Consider the following 20,791-nt stretch of genomic DNA (forward strand, 5'->3'; position numbering starts at 1 on the left):
TGGTATGTAAATTTTACCATAAAAGGCGGTCCGCCGACTCTTTTGAGTCAGCGGACCGCCTTTGTTACTAGGGATGTGTTATTTCACAGCCCCTTTGCATTTACTTTTCCCGCAACGGCCGGATTTTCTCTATGAGCTCGACCACAGCCTCTTTGGCGTTGCGGTTGTATTTCAGTTTGCTGACACCCTCATGCTTTTGCTTATAGGCATCATAGTCGGTGACGAGCGAAACCTTATCGCCTTTCCTGAAAGTATCCAAGATAGCCAGTACGTCTTTTTTCCGGGCACACCATTCTTCCGTGAAATCGTTGATTTGGTTGGCGACGAAAACGCCCTTGATATTGCTTGCTTCAGCCTGTTCGAACGCCTCATCGTATCTTAAGCAACTGCTCGCCCATCCGCTGCCCATAGGTTACAAACAACTCCTTAAAGCTTTCAATGTCCTGACTCATGCCTACCGGTCCAAGATGAATTACGGGCTTTCCACAGGCAGAGCCGCCAGAGTATGTCATCATGCCCATGACCAGCATAAAGACCAGCATTTCCTGGATGGCATTTTCCGCTCCACCATGAATATACTGCTCCGTAGCATAAGCACCACCGAGCTTGCCGGCCAGCTTCAGCTTGCCAGCATTGCCCTCCAACCAGCTCTTCATCTTTGCCGTAACAGATGCCATATAAGTCGGCGAGCCAAATATCACCAAATGGGACTGCTGGATATACTCAAAATCTGCCTCATCAATATTGAAGCACCGTGCCTCAATATCATCAACAGACTTCAGCCCCTCGGCAATAAAGTCTGCTGCCTTCTCCGTGGTATGGATTCTTGAATCATAAAACTATCGCTGCTTTCATCAATCGGTCTCCTCGTACATACAAAGTTAATCGGTCTCCTCGTACATACAAAGTTCTATCAGATTTCCGTCCGGGTCACGGAGGTAAATGCTCTTCATCCTGCCCATGGCTCCATTACGCTCCACAATGCCTGTCTCCAATGCTACGCCCTTTGACTTCAACTCCTGATAGACTACTTCTATCGGTTCATCGATGACAAAGCAGATATTAAGGGAGCCACATTGAGGGTATCTAGCGGCTGGCAAAAATTCCGCTTTCCTTGTGTGGATATTGATTTTCTGTTTGCCAAAGCGCAAGGCATAGCGGTTATTGTTTCTGTCAATATCCATCCCCAGCACATCAGAGTAGAAGTTCAGACACTCATCTAAATGCTCTGTTGTCACTACGAAATGGTCTAATCGAGTTATTTTCATACCTTAATCCGCATCCTCATCCATCGTTTCCACCAGAAAGCTGACCGGACGAAAACCATCGTTGCAGGAAATCATAGCCGAACGGGGATTTTTCATCCAGCCATCGTAAAAGTCCTCGGCACCATGGGCCAGCCCCATGACGAAGGGAGACATGGATTCCCAAGCGCTTTCGCACATGCCCTCCGGCCGCTGCCAGCCGTTGGCGATGAACACCGCCCCTTCCTCGATGTCACAGGCGTGCTCGATGGGATTTTCGTATTGCGCCATCAGATCCTGATAGCAAGCTTTCCGCATCACCGTTATCCGTACTTTTTTCATGCCCAGCCCTCCATTCCGCTTCTCTAAGCTAATTCTATCACAGCCCGCATCAGGCGCAAAGACCAAGACTCCGTGTTTCATTCCTGCTTGCATGCATAGGCCGCGCTCCTTCACACAACAAAAAGACATCTGACACGTCAAACCGAACTGTCAGATGTCAAGCATTGCAGAAACTATCAAAACCGTCCCAATAACGGATAGTGGTACTCTTTTTCGTTGATTACCTTGAAGCAGGCGATTATGGAGCAGCAGAACCATACTCCCCCCAGCAAAAGGAGCAGCGGCCAGAGGAACAGGCCTATCAACAGGACGGTAAGCCCGGTGACCACAGCACTGACCACGCCAAAGATAGCCTGGGCCATCAATGCCTGCTTGGCATGCTGGGCGATGAAAGCATCCTGCTTATCGTAAATCAGATACAGTACCAGCGGAACCAATATATAGCCAACGCCGAAGAACAGGTAGCCGATGTGAGCCGCCAGCGCCAGCACTTTTTGTTTGCCATCTATCATGAGTAACAACCCCTTTCTTACAAGGAGTGTATCATGCCCATACGTTTTTAGCAAGAAGCTGCGCCCTGTCAGGCAGGGATATGGATGCCTTTTGCGCAGCATAAAAATACTCCCCTTATGATGACAGTCTCACTGTCTCTCATAAGGGGAGCCTATCCGCTTGACATGTCAAAAAGCTGACATGTCAAGCAGCAGCGATCTGACCGGTCATTCGCTTACCGGATTGATCAGAATTCTTCGCTCTTGCTGGCGATTTTTTCCTGTACATAGGCAATGAAGTCATCAATCTTCATCGTCGCGCTTTCCTGTACGCCGCGTTTGCGGACAGCTGCCGTCTTATCAGCAACTTCCTGATCACCAACAACGAGCGTGTACGGCGTCTTTTTGACCTGGCTTTCGCGAATCTTGTAGCCGACCTTCTCATTGCGGTCGTCAACCTCTACGCGCAGGCCGAGGTCAAACATTTTCTTCTTGAGCTCATAGGCGTAGTCTGCGTGTTTCTCCGTAATCGGCAGGATGCGGACCTGTACCGGAGCGAGCCACGTCGGGAAGGCACCGGCATAGTTCTCGATGAGGATGCCGATGAAGCGCTCAATCGAACCGTAAACAACGCGATGCAGCATGACCGGACGATGTTTCTCGCCATCCTCGCCGACATACGTGAGGTCGAATTTCTCCGGCATCAGCATGTCGAGCTGGATCGTACCGCACTGCCACGTACGGCCGATGGAATCGCGCAGATGGAAGTCGATTTTCGGGCCGTAGAAAGCACCGTCACCTTCGTTGATGACGTATTTGAGGCCGCGATGCTCGAGGGCATTGCGCAGGGCTTCCGTTGCACTCTCCCAGATTTCATCCGAACCCATGGAATCCTCCGGACGCGTGGAGAGCTCAGCCGTATACGTGAGGCCGAACGTGCTATAGACTTCATCGAACAGGTCAATCGTATGCTGAATCTCTTCCTCGATCTGGTTCGGCGTCAGGAACAGATGCGCATCATCCTGCGTGAAGTTGCGGACGCGGAACAGGCCGTGCAGTGCACCCGAGAGCTCATGGCGGTGAACGATACCGAGCTCGCCGAGGCGCAGCGGCAGGTCACGGTAGCTGTGCTGGTGGGATTTGTAGACCAGCATGCCACCCGGGCAGTTCATCGGTTTTACCGCATAGTCCTCACCGTCAATCTGCGTGAAGTACATGTTCTCTTTGTAGTGATCCCAGTGACCGGAAGTCTCCCAGAGCTTGCGGTTCATGATCATCGGCGTCTTGATTTCCTGGTAGCCATAGCGGCGATGGACTTCGCGCCAGTAGTTGATGAGCTCGTTGCGGACAACCATGCCGTTTGGATGGAAGAACGGGAAGCCCGGGCCTTCCTCATGCAGGCTGAAGAGGTCGAGCTCTTTGCCGAGCTTGCGGTGGTCGCGCTTCGCTGCCTCTTCGAGCATGTGCAGGTATTCATCGAGGTCAGCCTGTTTCTCGAAGGCCGTACCATAGATGCGCTGAAGCATCTTGTTCTTCTCGCTGCCGCGCCAGTAAGCACCAGCAACGCTCTGGAGCTTCAGTGCCTTGACCTTGCCCGTCGATACGACGTGCGGGCCAGCGCAGAGATCCGTGAACTCGCCCTGGGTGTAGAGCGTGATCAGCGCATCTTCCGGCAGGTCGTTGATGAGCTCGACCTTGTAGCTCTCGCCCATCTCCTCGAACATCTTGAGGGCATCGGCACGGCTGACTTCTTTACGCTCGAGTTTGAGGTTCTCTTTGACGATTTTCTTCATTTCTTTTTCGATATCCTTGAGATCAGCCTCGCCGAGCTGCTTGTCCATATCGATATCGTAGTAGAAGCCATTGTCGATAGCCGGTCCGATGGCCAGCTTGACATTCTGGTCTTTATAGAGGCGTTTTACGGCCTGTGCAAGGATATGGGATGCCGTATGGCGCAGAGCCCAGCGGCCATCAGCCTCTTCAAACGTCAGGAAATCTACCTGGCAGTCCTTCGTCAGGACCGTCGTGAGGTCTTTCGTCTCACCATCTACTTTAGCAGCCAGGACTTTTTTAGCCAGGCTGTTGCTTACTTCTTTGACGAACTCGAGAATGCTTTTGCCTTCTTCGACTTCGCGGACTGCGCCGTCTTTGAGCGTAATCTTTAACATGAAAAACCCTCCTTAAAATAAAAAAGCTCCGTCCCTAGATAGGGACGAAGCTAACGCATCGTGGTTCCACCCAAATTGCTCTCCTGCCAATAGGAAAGCCACTCAGTCTTTGATAACGGAAAAGTCTCCGGTCTCGCCTACACACCCCAAGGCTTCAGCAAAACAGCTCCGAAGTGGTGGCCGCAGCTGCCATCCCGGGATGCTCGCACCAAATGCATCCTTCTCTTAGAGACGCTTATCTGCCGTCGTGTCTTCGTCTTTGCTTTGATGTTCCCTATTATAGGAGCCTTCCCTGCTTCTGTCAAGGGATTTGCCGATTATTTTTCTGCCACTTGCGGGCTTTCGCTTCGCCCCAGCACAGGCACCTGCAACTGCTGGCCGAGACGCAGTCCGCTGCCGTCCGGTGCCAGGCCATTCACTTCGATGATGGCCTGCCGCAGCTCGGCGGCCCGTTTCTCATTGGTCGTATAACGCGCGGCCAGCGACCAGACGCTGTCGTTCTGCTTGATGGTCACCGTATCGAAATCGCTGCTGCGCAGGTAATCGTTCGTCAGATGAAACGGCATAAATGCCACTGCGGCCACCAGAATGACAGCCAGCTGAAAGAATCTTTTCTTCATGCACTCCATGATGCTCACGCCTCCATTATCGAGCATATTATTCCAAAACACATTTTCCTCAAACATGTCTTCTCCAAAACTTTGTTCTTATTCTAGCATAGAACATTCATTCCTGCAATACTTTTTGCGAACATTTTTTCTCTTGTCGCTATGTTCCCCCTTTGCTACAATAAAGACAGAAGATTGACCAGTCAGATCTGACCTGTCAGAAAGGAGTCTCTCCATGAATATCCATGGCGCTGTCATCATCGAACAGGGCGTGACCTTTGCCGTCATCGCTGTCAAGCAGTCCGTGACCATGTACACGACGCGCCTCATCAAGACACGGCAGGAGCTCTCGCAGTTCTTTCCGAACATGCCGATCATCCTCATGAGCCAGGATAGCAGCGGCAATCCGCATTATTATGGCCGTAAGGACATCGTTGATTTCCTCAAGACCATCCGCGTCGATCAGATTCCGTGGAAGGTCTATCATATTTACTGAAACAAACCATCAATCAGGAGTTTTTTCTATGCAGATCATCCATTATCTCGTGCAGGCCGCCTGCTTCTTCTTTGCCCTGCTCACCCTCAACATCGTCTGGGAGAACGTCAAGGGCTATGGTGCGGAGAAGAAGTACGGCTACTGCCTGCTCTATCTTGCTGGCGGCGCAGCCGTCTTCGCCCTCATGGTGGCACTCACGAATCTGTCGAGCCGCCTGGTCCAGTAATCACACGTGAATCCAGCTGAAAGGAGCGTCTGTCATGAAGCTACTCAAAGCGCTGCATGAAAACGAACGCTTTTCATCTACTGAGCAGAACATCGTCCAGTACATGCTCGCCCACCCCGCCGAGATCGCCGCGATGACCACGCGGGAGCTGGCGGAGAAAACCTACACGAGCCCGGCAGCCGTATTCCGGCTCTGCCAAAAGCTCGGCCTCAAGGGCTACAACGAATTCAAGATCAAGTTCACCAGCGAGATCAACCGCGTGATGCCGCGCAAAAACCGCATCATCCACCGCCCCATCACCGATAAGAGCCAGCCTGCCGAAATCGTCCGCATCATGGCCGAGCTGCAGGTCGAGGCCATCGACGAAACCAAGAACGAAATGGACCTCGAGCAGGTGACGCGCATCGCCCAGTGGATGATGGATGCCTCGGTCGTTGACTTCTACGCTTACGACCAGAACTATCAGCTGGCCCAGACATCTGTCTACAACCTGCTGCAGGTCAAATGCAATGCCGTCGCCCACAACGCCATGAACAGCCAGATCGCCGCAGCCCTCAACTGCGACAAGTCCCATCTGGCCATCATCATCAGCCGTTCCGGCGTCAACAAGCGGCTCATCCGCGCAGCTCGTGTGCTCAAGGATCGCGGTATCCGCACGGTGCTGTTCTCCGTGTCCCGCGATACGACCCTTGCGCATCTCTGTGACGAGTTTCTCTACGTCGCCAATACCGTCGACTATCTCGACTTCGGCGGCAGCATCTTCAGCGTCGGCGTGCGCTACTATATGGATGTCCTGTTCGGCATCATCCTCTCCCGCAATTTCAGCGAGGCAGAGACCTTCTACAATAACTTCGAGAACTACATCGGCCACGTCGATGAGAGCAATCGCATCTGGTAACAGGGAGATATCCTTGGCGAAACGTTGTTTCATACGTTTCGCCTTTTTATTACTTTCTCTAAAACAGCGCCCCACAGTGCCGCAAACCTATTGAAACAATAAAAACTATCCGTTATAGTAAGAATTGTCTTAAGGCAAACAAGTTCATACAGGTTGAAACAGTTTTATTGTTTACAAGGTTAAAAAAGGGGAATTTAACATGACAAAACAAGAACTCTTCGACAAGTTCATCGACTTCATGGGACGCTTCGCCGAAATCCGCGCGGTGGCAGCCCTTCGCGATGGCTTCATCATGACAACGCCGTTCACGATCTGCGGCTCGGTATTCCTGCTGCTTGCCAATCTTCCGATACCCGGCTATGCCGAATTCATGGCTGGCCTGTTTGGTCCGGATTGGACAGCACCACTCAACGCTGTATCGGGTGCAACCTTCAGCATCCTCGCACTTATCGCCGTACTCGCTATCACCTACAAATACGTGGAAGGCGAAGGCTGCGATGCCATCATGGCCTCCATCCTCGCACTTTCTACTTTCCTGATTGTCCTGCCGCCGACACTCGTCACCAAAGGCGGCGAAACGGTCGGTGACATCATCCCGAAGGCCTGGGCTGGCAGCAATGGCGTCATCACCGCCATCATCATCAGCTTCCTCGTCTCCTGGGTTTTCTGCTACTGCGAGAAGAATCACATCGGCATCAAGATGCCGGATGCGGTACCAGGCGGCGTAGCCAAAGCCTTTGAGGCACTGACGCCGGGCATGATCCTCTTCACCTGCGGCTCGGTCATCTACGGCCTCTGCCACTTCGTCGGTGCTACGACGTTCCCGGAACTCATCTTCAAGATTGTCAAGACACCTTTGCAGGGACTTTCCGATACGCTGATTGGTGGATCAATCATCGCGGCACTGCAGAGCATCCTGTTCTGGGCTGGCATCCATGGCCCGAATGTCGTTGGCGGCGTAGTCAACCCGATCCTGATTGCTAACTCTCTGGACAACCAGCATCTCATCGACATGGGCATGCAGCTGGCTGGCAACCCGGATGCAAAGATCATCACTTGCCAGATCAACGATGTCTTCATCAAATCCGGCGGCTGCGGCCTGACCTTCGGTCTCTTGATCGCCAGCTGGCTCTCCTCGAAATCCCAGCAGATGAAATCCATCACGAAGCTCGCCACGGTACCGGGCATCTTCAACATCAACGAGCCGATCATCTTCGGTCTGCCGATCGTCTTCAATCCGTACCTGCTCGTTCCGTTCGTACTCGTACCGCTGCTCGCTCTCGTCATCTCCTATGTCTCGATCGCCATCGGCTTCATGAATCCGTTCAGCGCCGTACAGGTACCTTGGACGACGCCGCCCATCATCGCTGGCCTGCTCCTTAATGGCTGGCAGGGTGCTGTCGTTCAGATCATCATCATCACGATGGCTACGGCCGTCTACTTCCCGTTCGTCCGTGCCCAGGACAGAGCCATGCTCAAAGAAGAGCAGGATATGGATCAGTCCGAAGCTCAGACGGATGCTCACTCCGGCAATACCGAACCCGAGGGTCATCCTCAGATTCAGCATTAAATATACCAATAGTTCTACACGTTTTTTGAAAGGAAGATTCATCATGAAAAAGATCATTCTGCTTTGCGCCGCTGGTATGTCCACGAGCATGCTCGTCAAGAAAATGCAGGAAGCCGCTGCGGCCGAATCCTATGAATGTGAGATTGCTGCTTACCCGACGTCCGAGGCTACGACCAAGGCTGCCGATGCCGATGTCATCCTGCTTGGCCCCCAGGTCCGCTTCCAGAAGAACAAGATTGCCGAGCAGTGCCCGGGTATCCCGGTCGATGCCATCGACATGCGCATGTACGGCCGCATGGATGGCGCCGGCGTGCTCAAATTCGCTCAGGGCTTGATGGCGTGAGGTGAGCACAATGGAAGGACTTGAACTCACCGCATTCCAGATTATCTCCTCAGTCGGCACGGCCCGCAGTTCTTACATCGAGGCCATTCAGGAAGCGAAACAGGGCCATTTTGACGCTGCCGAAAAGCTCATCAAGGAAGGCGACGAGATGTTCGTCGAAGGCCACGACGCCCATGCGGGCCTGCTTACCCAGGAGGCCCAGGGCGGCCCTGGCAGCACGCTCTCGCTCTTGATTCTCCATGCTGAAGATCAGCTGATGAGCGCCGAGGCTTTCAAGACGATTGCCCTCGAATTCATCGATGCCTACAAGCGCATCGAAGCATTAGAAGAAAAAATCAAGTGAGGTAATATACTATGGGTTTTCCAAAAGGTTTCTTATGGGGCGGCGCGGTCGCTGCCCATCAGCTTGAAGGCGGCTGGCAGGAAGGTGGCAAAGGCGTAAGCGTTGCCGATGTCATGACCGCAGGCCGTCATGGTGTGCCGCGTGAGATCACCGACGGTGTCCTGCCGGGCAAGAATTATCCGAACCATGAGGGCATCGATTTCTACCACACCTACAAAGAAGATCTCGCCATGCTCGGCGAGATGGGCTTCAAATGCTTCCGCACCAGCATTGCCTGGACGCGCATCTTCCCGAATGGTGATGAGCTGGAGCCAAACGAAGCCGGCCTGAAGTTCTACGACGACCTCTTCGACGAGATGCACAAGAACGGCATGGAGCCGGTCGTCACCCTCTCCCACTTCGAGATGCCCTACCATCTTGTCACGGAATACGGCGGCTGGCGCAACCGCAAGCTCGTCGACATGTTCGTCCGCTTTGCCGTCACCTGCTTCAAACGCTATAAAGACAAGGTCAAATTCTGGATGACCTTCAACGAAATCAACAACCAGCGCGAGGTGAACGTACCGTTTACGGCATTCACGAACTCCGGCATCCTCTATGGCGAGGATGAAGACAAGTACCAGACGCTGTTCCAGGTCGCTCACCACGAGTTCCTGGCTTCGGCCAAAGCCGTCATCGAGGGACACAAGATCAATCCGGAATTCAAGATTGGCTGCATGCTCGCCATGGGCCCGACCTATCCGGAGACCTGCCGCCCTGAGGACCAGATTGCAGCCCTCAAGGAAATGGACAAGAGCTATTTCTTCGGCGATGTGCAGGCCCGCGGCCGCTATCCGTCCTACATCCTCAAGTTCTGGGAGAACAAGGGCTACAAGGTGCAGATGGAGGAAGGCGACCTGGACATCCTCGAGCAAGGAAAAGTCGACTACTTCGCCTTCAGCTACTACATGAGCTCGGCGACCTCCGGCGACAAGAGCCGCTTTAAGGAGCTGCAGGGCGGCTTCGCCACGGGCGTGGAAAACCCCTACCTCAAGAAATCCGACTGGGGCTGGCCGATTGACCCAATTGGCCTGCGCTATATGCTGAACCTGCTACAGGAACGCTACGACCTGCCGCTGATGATTGTCGAAAACGGCATCGGCCTGCACGAGGAGCCTGACGCGAACGGCGAGATCCACGATGATGCCCGTATCGCCTACTTCCAGGCCCATATCCGCGAGATGAAGAAAGCCATCGACGAAGACGGTGTCGACCTCTGGGGCTACTGCCCTTGGGGCCCGATCGACCTCGTCTCGGCTGGTACCGGCGAGATGGAGAAACGCTACGGCTTCATCTATGTCGATAAAGACAATGAAGGCAACGGCACGCTCAAGCGCTCCCGCAAGAAGTCCTTCCACTGGTACAAGAAAGTCATCGCCACCAACGGCGAAGACCTCACCAACGACTAAGCCAATACCCTTTAATAAAAAAAATGCGGAACAACGTTACAGTTGTTTCGCATTTTTTATTGTTTTATCTAAAGCATTGTGTCAAACCATCCTCGGACAATTGCCCATAAAAGAAGGGATATGTTATAGTTATATTGTCTTAAGACAGCACAACTAGCACTTATTTATCCGCCTATCCACCACTATCGAAAGAGGGAAACGAAATGACAAAACAAGAACTCTTTGATAAATTCGTTGACTTCATGGGACGCTTCGCCGAAATCCGTGCCGTAGCGGCCCTGCGTGACGGTTTTATCATGACCACTCCTTTTACGGTCTGCGGCTCGGTATTCCTGCTGCTGGCTAACCTGCCGATTCCCGGATATCCGGAATTCATGGCCAGCCTGTTCGGCCCCGACTGGACCGCTCCGCTCAACGCCGTGGCCGGTGGCACCTTCAGCGTACTCGCCTTGGTTGTCGTGCTTGCCGTCACCTATAAATACGTGGAATCCGAAGGCTGCGATGCCATCATGGCTTCGATTCTCTCGCTCTCGACGTTCCTGATCCTGCTGCCGCCCTCGCTGACCACGAAGGCTGGCGAGACCGTCGGCGACATCATCCCGAAAGCCTGGGCGGGCAGCAATGGCGTCATCACGGCGATTCTCGTGAGCTTTGCCGCCTCCTGGATTTTCTGCTACTGCGAAAAGAACCACATCGGCATCAAGATGCCGGACGCAGTCCCCAGCGGCGTAGCCAAAGCCTTTGAGGCGCTGACGCCGGGCATGGCGCTCTTCACCGGCGCCTCCATCCTCTACGGTCTCTGCCACTACCTCGGCGCAACGACGCTGCCCGAACTCATCTTCAAAATCATCCAGACGCCGCTGCAGGGCCTTTCGGACACACTGATCGGCGGATCGATCATCGAAGCGCTCGAAAGCATCCTGTTCTGGGCCGGCATCCATGGCCCGAACGTCGTTGGCGGCGTCGTAAGCCCAATTCTCATTGCCAACTCGCTCGATAACCAGCATCTTCTGGACATGGGCATGCAGCTGGCGGGCAACCCCGATGCCAAGATCATCACCTGCCAGGTCGACTTCATGGTCAAGACTGGCGGCTGCGGCCTGACCTTTGGCCTGCTGATTGCCAGCTGGCTCTCGGCCAAATCCTCACAGCTCAAATCGCTGACGAAACTGGCCACGGTTCCTGGGTTCTTCAACATCAACGAGCCGATTATCTTCGGTCTGCCGATTGTCTTCAATCCGTACCTTTTGATTCCCTTCGTGCTCGTCCCGCTGATTGCCCTCGTCATGACCTACGCCTCGATTGTCGTCGGGTTCATGGCTCCCTTCAGTGCCGTACAAGTTCCCTGGACCGCCCCGCCCATCATCGCCGGCTTCCTCTTGAACGGCTGGCAGGGCGCTGTGGTGCAGCTTGCAACGATCGTGATGTCCACCATCGTCTACTATCCGTTCGTCCGCATGCAGGATAACGTCATGCTCAAAGAAGAGCAGGCCGCCGATGCAGCAAAACAGCCCCACAAAAACAACGACGAAGCAGAGGGCGTCCCGCAGACGCAGCTCTGATGCCTTCCCCATAAGAATACGCCTGACTGGTCCATTGACCGGTCAGGCGTATTCTCGTTCTCAGCCCAATGACTGCTTTTTCAAAATCTGCTGGACATCCTCCATCAGCAGCCCTTCCAGTTCATAGCTCTCAAGCTGCGGATGCAGTGCCTGCAAGATTTGCCAGGCGGTATTCTGCAGGATATCGTAGAGCGGCAAGTCCATCAATTCCTCAAACTCGCCCAGGCACCCGATCAAGTGACGGTATTCCTCCTCGGAGAAACGCACCGATCCGTCAAGGATACGGTCCACCTCGCGCTGCAAGCGGGCTTGCGGTTCCATGGACTGGGCCACGTTCACTGCCGCCAGCTTCCTCGTCAGCACGGCAATCTGTTCCTCCGTTTCCGCCGGCGCAATCTCGAGGATATTCCCCAGCTGTACCGCATAGTGGCGGTGCAGCGCCGCAATCTCCGCCCGCTGCTCATCGTAGGCCGCAAAGTCTGCGGCCTGTTCCACTGCCTCTTCATACAAGGCCTGTATATACTGCTCATCTTTCATAGCGATTCCCCCATCTCTGCCTTATTCCCCTCTATCATATACAAAGAACCGCGCCAGCGTCAAATCCCACAAGCACTGCCACTCATTCCTCCTCGTCATCCCACTCCTCTGTCATGGCGGAATGGAAGGCTGTGACGACATCATCTGGCACCACAAACGAATCCAGCCGGAACCGCGCATCAAACACCGCCTTGCTGTCCAATTCTTCATCCAGCAAAGCCGCAAAGCCTTCCGCCTTGGTGATGCTCTCCAAGTTTATCTTCTTTTCTATGGCTGGGGCCATGGCATCGAAATCGTAACCATACACAGTGATTACCCCATTGCTGCCCACCCAGGCTTTGACCGCATATAATGACGAACCTTTATAATCATAGCCAAACTCACAGGTACGTCCATTCATGGCCCAATCAAACCCTGTGCCATCGTCACCATTGTAGTAGCCAAGGGTCCGGATGAGGCCTTTATTGCCTCTTTCCGTAAGCTCGTCTGCTACATGATCCATACTCTCAACCAATTTCTGATAAACCTGTCCTACATCCATCACTGCATCCTCCTTGCTCCTATCAATCTTCTGAACCTATTCTTCTTTTTCCTCTTGCGTTTCCACTCAATGATAACGGACTGGTTTTCAAAGAAATTTATACCAGCTTTAAAATACCATTAAATCTCCCCCATCAAAAAGCCGCCATCGAGTGATCTCTCGATAGCGGCTTTCGTTCGCTTATTATCGTTGCTGCCATTCCTGCCTTTCGGCGGCAAATCTCTCAGCCAAACGCTTGCTGATTTTCTGCCAGGCAGTATGCATCTGTTCCTGCTGCTGGATTTCTTCAGCCGGCAGGCCTGGCCCCTTATCATCCTCATCGGTGATAAACACAAAGGGCTGGCGTGGTGCCTCGCGCTCGTCTACGCGCCGGAGCTTATCCGTGAACTCCATATCCCTGCCCGCTGGCTTGCGGCTGCGCAATACATCCCCGGCGGACTCCGCCTGCTTATCGTTCTCCTTGCCCAGCAGAGCATCCAACAGCTGTCCTTCCTCCTCAGCCTGGCGGCGCTGCATAGCGAGATAGTCAAGTCCCTGCGCTTCTTCCTGCTTGTGGTCCTGCTTTTGCTTCTGCTTGGCTTTGGCAGTTTGTACCGAACCGCCAAAGGTCTTAGCGATAGCATCCTGCACTTCTTCTTGGAAGGATTCGCTCTCGGTGTCAATGGGACTGCCACCCTTTACCTGATTTATCATCTTGCGGATTTGATTGACGATATCATTCTCCCCTTGCGGGTCGAGTTCATTCAAGGCGCTGGCTAATGTATCGTAAAACGAGTCATCCTTGCCGTAATCCTCCAAAAAACGGTTCAGCTGTGTGGCCAGTACGCCAAAGGCACCCCCCTGCGTATTTTTCATCCGCATATCATAGCAAAACGTCTCTTCGTTGAAGGTCACTACGGGTGCCGATACCGCATCCCCATAAAGCGCCGCATAGGCTTCTTCATAAGTCGCATGGGGTTTTAGTATCTCGCCGACGGTATCGGTGATATATCCCTGCATCCACTGACGGACTACGGACTTCCCGTTTGCGATCTCCTGCTCCTGCGTCAGGGTTTCCTCGATGCCCGTCGCCTCCGTCCAGCGGTAATGCTTCGTAGCAATTTCCGTTACTGGCGTATAGAGGCTTGCCGATGTATCAAGAACCTCGGCAGACGTAGCCGCAGCCGTTGCTGGCGGCTTGTCCGCTATGGCAAAATCCTGCTCGATTGCCGGCAAACCTAACTCCTTATAAGTCGCCGGCACCTGCGACAATTCGCCTTTCGGAATCTCCGAAACGATTTGCTCCAGCCGCTTTTTATCCGCCTCGGGGTCATAAGGACTGCCCTGTGAATAATACCTTTCATTGCACTGCTGATAATAGGCAATGCCACGCTCCAGCGCCGACAGCTCATCCTCCCGCGTCCAGCCCTTTCCATAGGGCGTATAGGGCGCGTAAGCACTATTGGCTGGCTCCAGCCAGACCTTCCCTCCCTGTACGCGTGTCGATATGCCTTCCAGCAAATTGGCGGCGATATCCACCTGGTAAGCCGGTGCCGTCAGAAAAGACGGCGCAGCGGCCGCATCGCTCTGATTTTTTGCCTTACTGTCTGCCTTATTGGCGGCACTTAGCTGGTAGTCGATAAAGCCAGCACTGGCCGCCTCTTTGGTGCCAATCATCATGCAATCATCCTCCTTGACGCACTTCCCCTCTCTTCTATATATCGAATCTTCCGTAAAAAATATAAGACAAAAAAGAGACCACCCACAAAGGATGGTCTCGTCTTACCGATAGGAACCTATCAAATCATATTCTTGGAATAGGAATCGTAGAGTGCTTTGAGCTCTTCGACTTTGTCGTACATCTCGACCTGCAGGCCCGATGCCGTGGCGTAGTCGCCTTCGTTGAGGGCGTTGATGAGCAGCGTGAACAGCGATTTCTCGTCGATGCTGTCTTTTGCCAGATAGGTGCGGATGCCGTTGATTTTGTTCCAGTTGTAGGAATCCTGATCCGTAACGAAATCGGATTTGATTTCGCGGGCCTTGCGGACGATGTCGCGGTTCTCCGGAATGATGCGGGCGATGAGCTCGGTCTTCCAGCGAATCAGCGCACCATCGCGGAATGCATTGATGATCTGGTCGTTGAGGGCACCGCCGCTCGTAATGACCGCTTTCTTCTCCGGATAGTTCTCGAAGTTCTGCATGTTCTCCCAAACCGTAGCCGGCGGAGCACCAAACAGGCGGTCACGCTCTTCTTCGGTGTAGTCTTCAAAGACATCCTTCTCGGAGCGATATGCGCGGTCTTTCTCGAGGTAGAAGCCTTCCTCGCCAGCTTCCTTGGAAAGCTCAGCCAAGAGCTCTGCCGTCGTGTGCTTGACAGCGACCTTGATGCCGTCGAGGCATGCCGAGTAGATGGCAGCGAGGACGAGGTAGGTATTCGTGTACGGGTTGCAGGCGCGGAGCTCGAAACGCGTAGCATACGGGTTGCCCAGATCGCGGATAAGGCCGGCAAGGATCGTACGGTTACGGGACGGCTGGTCCGGTTTGTGGCCCAGCGACGTAACGATGCAGACCGGAGCCTCGAAGCCCGGTTTGAGGCGGTTCAGCGAGTCATTCGTAGCCGAAACGAACGGGTTGATGCTCTCATAGTTCTTGAGCAGGCCCATGATGGCACCATAGCCCACCGAGCTCATGAAGTCTTTGAGCTGATCGTCAGCCGTGAACAGGTTGTGGAGCTTGCCGTCTTTCGTGATGGCAGCCATGCCAATGTGCGTATGCTCACCGTTACCAGCCAGGCCAATCATCGGTTTCGCCTTGAAGCTGACCTCGAGGCCCATGGAGCGGAATACTTCCTTGACCACCGTGCGGACAAAGATTTCGTTATCGGCCGCCTGCAGGGCATCAGCAAAGCGCCAGTCAATCTCGAGCTGCTCACAGACATGGGTCATATGACCGTTCTCGTCAATCTGTGCCTTGAGGCCGCCGACCTCTTTATGGCCCATCTCGACGCTGAAGCCGTATTTGTCAAGCTCCAGCAGGCAGGTCTCCATAGCCGTGCGGACAGCACCATGGGTACGCTCCCAATACTGCTCCTGCATGACCTGGGAAGCGGACATCTCTTCGATAGCAGCTTCCTCCAGCGGCGTCTTGACCCAGAACTCGAGCTCCGTAGCCGACGTGAAGGAGATATCGACGACATCGTTACCATCGATGCTCTCAAGACCGGACATCTTCGGATTCTCTTTGAAGAGCTTCAAGAGCTCCTTTTTGACGAATTCCATCGAGTCAGCGAGAACGGCGCGGGAGTCAACGCGTTTGCCCTCATGTACGAGGAAGGACGGTATGCGCAGCGTGCCGACCGGCTTACCCGTTTCATCATCGTAGTATTCCATGTTGTAGTCAACGAACCAGTTGACGGACGGATCGATCGGCATATCGACTTTGGCGTTGTTCAGCGTAGCGATACCCGTGAGTACGACGGAAGAACCATCGGTCTGTACAGCCGTGCCGGCATAGAAATCATCGATATCCTTGAGGAAAATGCGGACCGGGATCTTTTCATCCGTATCGTTGCCGGCCATATCGACGCCGACGAGGGAAACGAATTTGATTTCCGGATGCGACTTGACGAGATCAAGCACTTCTTCTTTGCTGGAGTTTGCCGGGATTACATAGAGTAAATCTTCCATCGTATACCATCCTTTTCATTTAGACATACAGAAAAAGCCATACAGAATATACCCGAGCCGGGCGGCTCGCGGACTCCTATCCTGCATGGCTTCGTTGCCATAAGTTATTTTGTTTACAGGTGTTATATTAACACAGCCCGATTTGTTTGTAAAGGTACAAATTTTGTATACATCAACCTCAGCGATGGCTCTTGACCTGCCGCTGCACCTTGCCTTGGACGGCAGCTTCAAAGTCCACGAGATTCAGGCCAAACACCTGCCGGAAGGCCTTCTGGCCATCGCCTGTCGAGCGCACGGCCTCCTGCCAGTCGGAAAGTGACTTCCAGCCATAGCGGGTCACGAGCTCCGCCGTTGCATACTCGGCCATGACCGAAGCCGTGTCATCGGTGAAGCTGTCCGCAGTCTTCCGATAGCCATCGGGCGTCTCCATCTGCGCAAGCTGCGGGACACGCCCCGCCTGCCGCAGCGCATCGATCCAGGCACGCTGGTACTGGGGCAGCGTCCCCAGCCCGGCCTCGCCGAGCCGCGCGACGCCCATGATATAGCCGGCACCCCGCACGAGCCACTCGACGTTGCGCTCGGGCGCCCCCATCCGCTGCCCCTGCAGGACGCGCATCATCAGTGCGCCCATAGTGAAAATGCGCTGCCTATCCGTGTCCAGCTGCTGGGTGTTGATAAGTATCGTGCTGCCATTCTCGATCCACAGGCTGGCTGCGGCCAGCTCCTGCGCCTGATTGGGCGGCAGGTCGCAGTACAGGGATACGGCCTGGGCCATATCCTGCTGATCCTGGGACAAGACGACCTGATACTCGCCGCAGAGCTGCCGCCCGAAGCGGCGGGCAAAGAGTGCCTGCACGGCATCGGCCTGCCGCTGCAGCGATGCCGTAAGGCCGCTGCGCACGCCCTCGCGGGCCTCGAAGTGCAGCACGGCAGGCCTTTGCTGCTCGGCGGCCCACCACTGGGAGAACTCCTGCAGGAAGGAGCCGAGCTCAATGCCAAAGGTCTGGGCAAAGGCCGTTTCGCCCTCGTGAACCTCCCGCAGCTGACGGAAATATGCCGCCAGCTTGGTCTCCTCCTCCCCCTTGGCATAGTGGTCCAGCAGATACCACGTCATAAGATCCGCCAGCTGATACGTGTGCAGGTCCTTGCGCATGAGGGCCTTGCGCTGCGCCAGCGTGTTGTGCTGGAGCTGCTCGGGCTTGGCCGTCTGCGGAGCGCGCATGAGCTCCGTCTTGACGTCAAGGATCCATTTCGTCATCGTCTTACCGCCCAGCTCTGCCGCAACCCGCGCGCCGATATAGTCAGCCGAGCCCTCTTCAAGCCAGAACAGAGCCTTCTCATCGGTGTCGTTGCCATCGCTGAGCTCATACTGCACCTGATGGAAGAGCTCATGGGCCGTGGTGCTGATGCGGTCGCTAGTGCCCGTCATGACGCCCGCCTTGCCGTTGATGGCCGTTACCGCCCGCTTGCCGCCAGTCCAGCCGCCCGAAATCTCGGCGATAGACTTGGCCTCAGCGGGCTCCAACGAGAACTCCCGCCGCAGCACCTGCTGGTAGTCAGCCTCCGTCCCCGCCACATAGACCTCGACATCCCGCGTCAGCCGCACCCCCATGCCAGCCTGCAGCAAATCGTTGAAGGCCGACGCTGCTTTCTCCACATCCTGCAGCAAGCCAGCCTCAGGCTTGCCCTCGGGCTGCACATGGATGGTGCCATCGCCTTTCCGCCCCCAGCCGGCAAAATCCCTGCCGCCCCCTGCCAGCAGGCCGGCGGCCACGCCAGCAGCGAGCAGGAACACCAGCAGCAAACATCCTAGTTTCTTCATCGCGCCACCTCACTGCTGCCAACGGCAGGCAAAATGCTCCACCAGATCGATAAGGCCGAACAGGAACAGGCCCAGAAAGCTCAGGACGACAATGCCGGCATACATCTCCAGATAATTGACCCGCAGCCAGGCATCCATGATGTAGTAGCCCATGCCATACTGCGTGCCGAAGGTCTCTGTGAAGAACAGCACCGAGATGGCCGTGGCCATCGCCACGCGCACAGCCGTGATGAACTTCGGCAGCGAAGCGGGAAATATCACATACCGGAAAAGCTGGACAAACGATGCCCCAAGCGAATACAGCGGATAATACGTTTCCTCGGGGATGGCCCGGATGCCATCGCGGACGGCAATGATGACCTGGAACACGATAATCAAAAAAATCATGAGAATCTTCGACCACTCGCCGATGCCAGCAAGCAGCATCAGAATCGGCAGCAGGGCAATCTTCGGGATCGGATAGGTCAGATACACCAGCGGCGCCAGCAGCCGGTCGGCTTTCTGCGAATAGCCCATCACCAGCCCGAGGGGGTAGCCGATGCCTACGGCCAGCACAAGCCCGGCTGCGATGCGCCAAAGGCTGTAAGCCCCGTGGATGGCGATGGCCTGCACAAAGACGTGGCCGAGCTTGGCAAAGACCTTGTCCGGCGCAGGAATGATCGGCAGCGCCACCAAAAGCGCCACTCCCCACCAAAGTGCGAGCAGGACGGCAGCACCGCCAAGATAGGCGCGCAATACGACTTTTCCCTCTCTCATCGCCGCACCTCCATCGCCTTGATTTTATCGCGCAGCTGCTGCCCGGCAGCAAAGAATTCCGCCGTCTGGCGTTTCTTGCGGCTGTCAGCCAGCTCATTTTGCCGCACCTCCTGCACGGTCCCCGGATGCGCGGCCATCAGCGCAATCTGCTGCCCCAGATAAAGCGCTTCCTCAACGTAATGCGTCACGAAGATCGTCGTGATATGGTTTTCCTGCCAAAGGTCAAGGAATACCTCCTGCATCTCCTCGCGTGTAATGGCATCAAGCGCCGAAAACGGCTCATCCATCAGCAGGATATCGGGACGCAGCAGGAAAGCCCGCGCAAGGCCCACGCGCTGCTGCTGGCCGCCGCTGAGTTCCTGCGGATAGCGGTTCTCGAGTCCCGCAATGCCCAGCCGCTCGCACAATACCGCCATGCGTTCTTTCAGGTCCGCCGTTTTTTCTCCTTTGATGCGGCAGCCCAGCATGATGTTCTCGGCCACCGTCTGCCAGGGCATCAGCCCGTAATTCTGCGGCATAAAGCCGATTCGCATCGCGCGCGGATCGGCCGCTTTGCCCGCCAGCCGTACCGTCCCCTGATAATCGTGGATCAGTCCGGCCACGACTTTCAGCAACGTGGACTTGCCACAGCCCGAAGGGCCTATAACGGCACAAACCGTCCCTTGCGGGACGGTCAGGCTGACATCATGCAGGGCAAATCGTTCACTGCCATCAGCTGCATAGCTGACAGTCAAATGCTCTACTTCAATCATGTTATTCTCTTACCTTCAGCGTTTACTTGCTCAACAAATCCAAAACGATATCCTGATAGCTGTACGTCTCTGTGACAAGCTTCTTGCTGTTGAGCCACTTGATGCAGTCGACGACATCGCTTTCCTTCGGCAGTGCCGCCTCATGATACTTCGGCAGCTTGAGTGCCTCCTTGGCCACTGGCGGGAAACCGCCCTTTTCGATGACCAGGTCGATATATTCGGCGCGGTCTGTGTTGTTGAGATATGCCACGGCCTTGTTATAGGCACGGTACATGGCCTGGATCTCTGCCTTCTTGTCCGCAGCTGCTTTGGCCGTAAACAGGATGACACCAGGATTGATGCCGAGCTCATCGGAGCCCATCACGAACTGACAGCCGTTGTGGACGGCAATGCTGGCCATCGGCTCCGGCAGCGTAGCAGCTGCGAGCTTGCCGTTCTGCAGCATCTCCAGACGCGTCGGGATCTGGGGGATGATGACCTTGTTGATGCTATCCCCTTCCATATTCTCCTTCGCGAGAATCTGGTCGGTCACATACTCGATGATCGTATTGCGCGATACCGATACGTCTTTGCCGGCAAGGCCCTTGACATCCTTGATGCCCGAATCCTTGCTGGCAATCAACTTGTAGCTGCCATCGGTGAACGACGTGACCTTGACATCAAAGCCGCCGGACTTGGCAAAGGCCACGGCCAGCATGTCCGAGACGGCACCGTCGAGATTGCCGCTCTGCAAGGCCGAGTCACGGTCCATCGCGCTCTTGTACTGCTCGATGTTCACCTCGATGCCCTCCTCCCGGAAGAAGCCCTTCTCCTGGGCGATGATGAACGGCAGCGAGTCCGTATCCGGCATCAGGCCGATGGTCAGCGGCTGCATTTCCTTCTTCGTGTCAGCCTGCTTCGTCGTGCCGCAGCCAGCCAGCATAGCCAGCGCGAGCACCGTCAAGCAAATGGCGAGTAATTTCTTCAAAAGATTCATCCT

23 protein-coding genes and 1 pseudogene are annotated in these 20,791 nt (G+C 54.9%); 8 read left to right on the forward strand and 16 right to left on the reverse strand.

Annotation, left to right across the window (positions count from 1 at the left end):
- Window positions 1-100: 100 nt before the first annotated feature.
- From BM181_RS13855 to BM181_RS13885, 8 genes and pseudogenes are all read right to left on the reverse strand, one after another.
- Window positions 101-409, reverse strand: coding sequence for a hypothetical protein (locus BM181_RS13855; RefSeq protein ID WP_177207219.1), 309 nt, complete (start codon window positions 407-409; stop codon window positions 101-103).
- Entirely contained in the window at window positions 369-701 is a 333-nt protein-coding gene (locus BM181_RS13860; RefSeq protein WP_371263048.1) for a flavodoxin family protein, read from the reverse strand. The genes BM181_RS13855 and BM181_RS13860 overlap by 41 nt, the downstream gene beginning before the upstream one ends.
- A 3-nt stretch (window positions 702-704) precedes the next feature.
- Window positions 705-824, reverse strand: a pseudogene (locus BM181_RS15810) (flavodoxin family protein); the annotation flags it as partial.
- Between the two features lie 57 nt (window positions 825-881).
- The gene (locus BM181_RS13865; RefSeq protein ID WP_075445721.1) at window positions 882-1,268 is read right to left on the reverse strand and encodes a VOC family protein; all 387 of its coding nucleotides are present in this window, start codon (window positions 1,266-1,268) and stop codon (window positions 882-884) included.
- Window positions 1,269-1,271: 3 nt separating this feature from the next.
- Complete coding sequence (locus BM181_RS13870) at window positions 1,272-1,586, reverse strand: TIGR04076 family protein (protein WP_075445722.1); 315 nt, start codon at window positions 1,584-1,586, stop codon at window positions 1,272-1,274.
- A 176-nt stretch (window positions 1,587-1,762) separates the two neighbouring features.
- Entirely contained in the window at window positions 1,763-2,098 is a 336-nt protein-coding gene (locus BM181_RS13875) for a DUF4870 domain-containing protein (RefSeq protein ID WP_075445723.1), read from the reverse strand.
- A gap of 227 nt (window positions 2,099-2,325) precedes the next feature.
- Complete coding sequence (thrS, locus tag BM181_RS13880) at window positions 2,326-4,245, reverse strand: threonine--tRNA ligase (protein ID WP_075445724.1); 1,920 nt, start codon at window positions 4,243-4,245, stop codon at window positions 2,326-2,328.
- A gap of 317 nt (window positions 4,246-4,562) precedes the next feature.
- Window positions 4,563-4,931 carry a LysM peptidoglycan-binding domain-containing protein gene (locus tag BM181_RS13885; RefSeq protein ID WP_082336339.1) on the reverse strand — a complete coding sequence of 123 codons (369 nt, stop codon included), beginning with the start codon at window positions 4,929-4,931 and terminating at the stop codon, window positions 4,563-4,565.
- 157 nt (window positions 4,932-5,088) lie between these two features.
- Here BM181_RS13885 and BM181_RS13890 point away from each other — a divergent pair, with 157 nt between their 5' ends.
- The 8 genes from BM181_RS13890 (at window position 5,089) to BM181_RS13925 (ending at window position 11,739) form a co-directional block, all read left to right on the forward strand.
- Window positions 5,089-5,349 (forward strand): hypothetical protein, encoded by a 261-nt coding sequence (locus BM181_RS13890; RefSeq protein ID WP_075430752.1) that lies wholly within the window; start codon window positions 5,089-5,091, stop codon window positions 5,347-5,349.
- 28 nt (window positions 5,350-5,377) lie between these two features.
- Window positions 5,378-5,575: a hypothetical protein gene (locus tag BM181_RS13895; RefSeq protein WP_075430754.1), complete on the forward strand. Its 198-nt coding sequence runs from the start codon at window positions 5,378-5,380 to the stop codon at window positions 5,573-5,575.
- 34 nt (window positions 5,576-5,609) lie between these two features.
- Window positions 5,610-6,473 carry a MurR/RpiR family transcriptional regulator gene (locus BM181_RS13900; protein ID WP_075445725.1) on the forward strand — a complete coding sequence of 288 codons (864 nt, stop codon included), beginning with the start codon at window positions 5,610-5,612 and terminating at the stop codon, window positions 6,471-6,473.
- Window positions 6,474-6,672: 199 nt separating this feature from the next.
- A complete protein-coding gene (locus BM181_RS13905; RefSeq protein ID WP_075445726.1) occupies window positions 6,673-8,043 on the forward strand; it encodes a PTS sugar transporter subunit IIC in 1,371 nt (456 codons plus the stop codon).
- Between the two features lie 43 nt (window positions 8,044-8,086).
- A complete protein-coding gene (locus BM181_RS13910) occupies window positions 8,087-8,386 on the forward strand; it encodes a PTS sugar transporter subunit IIB (RefSeq protein WP_075430762.1) in 300 nt (99 codons plus the stop codon).
- Window positions 8,387-8,396: 10 nt separating this feature from the next.
- Window positions 8,397-8,729: a PTS sugar transporter subunit IIA gene (locus tag BM181_RS13915; RefSeq protein ID WP_075430764.1), complete on the forward strand. Its 333-nt coding sequence runs from the start codon at window positions 8,397-8,399 to the stop codon at window positions 8,727-8,729.
- Between the two features lie 11 nt (window positions 8,730-8,740).
- Window positions 8,741-10,177: a 6-phospho-beta-glucosidase gene (locus tag BM181_RS13920; RefSeq protein WP_075445727.1), complete on the forward strand. Its 1,437-nt coding sequence runs from the start codon at window positions 8,741-8,743 to the stop codon at window positions 10,175-10,177.
- A gap of 203 nt (window positions 10,178-10,380) precedes the next feature.
- Window positions 10,381-11,739: a PTS sugar transporter subunit IIC gene (locus tag BM181_RS13925; protein ID WP_075430768.1), complete on the forward strand. Its 1,359-nt coding sequence runs from the start codon at window positions 10,381-10,383 to the stop codon at window positions 11,737-11,739.
- A gap of 60 nt (window positions 11,740-11,799) precedes the next feature.
- Here the strand turns inward: BM181_RS13925 and BM181_RS13930 are convergent, their stop codons facing one another.
- From BM181_RS13930 to BM181_RS13965, 8 genes are all read right to left on the reverse strand, one after another.
- Window positions 11,800-12,276, reverse strand: a complete 477-nt coding sequence (locus BM181_RS13930; protein WP_075430771.1) for a hypothetical protein — start codon at window positions 12,274-12,276, stop codon at window positions 11,800-11,802.
- Window positions 12,277-12,358: 82 nt separating this feature from the next.
- A complete protein-coding gene (locus BM181_RS13935) occupies window positions 12,359-12,817 on the reverse strand; it encodes a hypothetical protein (protein ID WP_075445728.1) in 459 nt (152 codons plus the stop codon).
- A gap of 183 nt (window positions 12,818-13,000) precedes the next feature.
- Window positions 13,001-14,476, reverse strand: coding sequence for a hypothetical protein (locus tag BM181_RS13940; RefSeq protein WP_075445729.1), 1,476 nt, complete (start codon window positions 14,474-14,476; stop codon window positions 13,001-13,003).
- 119 nt (window positions 14,477-14,595) lie between these two features.
- On the reverse strand, window positions 14,596-16,482 hold the full coding sequence (locus tag BM181_RS13945; protein WP_075445730.1) for a type I glutamate--ammonia ligase: 1,887 nt from the start codon (window positions 16,480-16,482) through the stop codon (window positions 14,596-14,598).
- Window positions 16,483-16,660: 178 nt separating this feature from the next.
- Complete coding sequence (locus BM181_RS13950) at window positions 16,661-18,304, reverse strand: hypothetical protein (RefSeq protein ID WP_143092213.1); 1,644 nt, start codon at window positions 18,302-18,304, stop codon at window positions 16,661-16,663.
- A 9-nt stretch (window positions 18,305-18,313) separates the two neighbouring features.
- The gene (locus tag BM181_RS13955; RefSeq protein WP_075445732.1) at window positions 18,314-19,060 is read right to left on the reverse strand and encodes an ABC transporter permease; all 747 of its coding nucleotides are present in this window, start codon (window positions 19,058-19,060) and stop codon (window positions 18,314-18,316) included.
- Complete coding sequence (locus BM181_RS13960) at window positions 19,057-19,812, reverse strand: ABC transporter ATP-binding protein (RefSeq protein ID WP_075445733.1); 756 nt, start codon at window positions 19,810-19,812, stop codon at window positions 19,057-19,059. Before BM181_RS13960 ends, BM181_RS13955 begins: the two co-directional genes overlap by 4 nt.
- A gap of 22 nt (window positions 19,813-19,834) precedes the next feature.
- Window positions 19,835-20,779 carry an ABC transporter substrate-binding protein gene (locus BM181_RS13965; RefSeq protein WP_075445734.1) on the reverse strand — a complete coding sequence of 315 codons (945 nt, stop codon included), beginning with the start codon at window positions 20,777-20,779 and terminating at the stop codon, window positions 19,835-19,837.
- Between the last annotated feature and the right edge of the window lie 12 nt (window positions 20,780-20,791).

It is taken from the genome of Pseudoselenomonas ruminantium (assembly GCF_900113715.1).
GTDB classification, from domain to species: domain Bacteria; phylum Bacillota; class Negativicutes; order Selenomonadales; family Selenomonadaceae; genus Selenomonas_A; species Selenomonas_A caprae.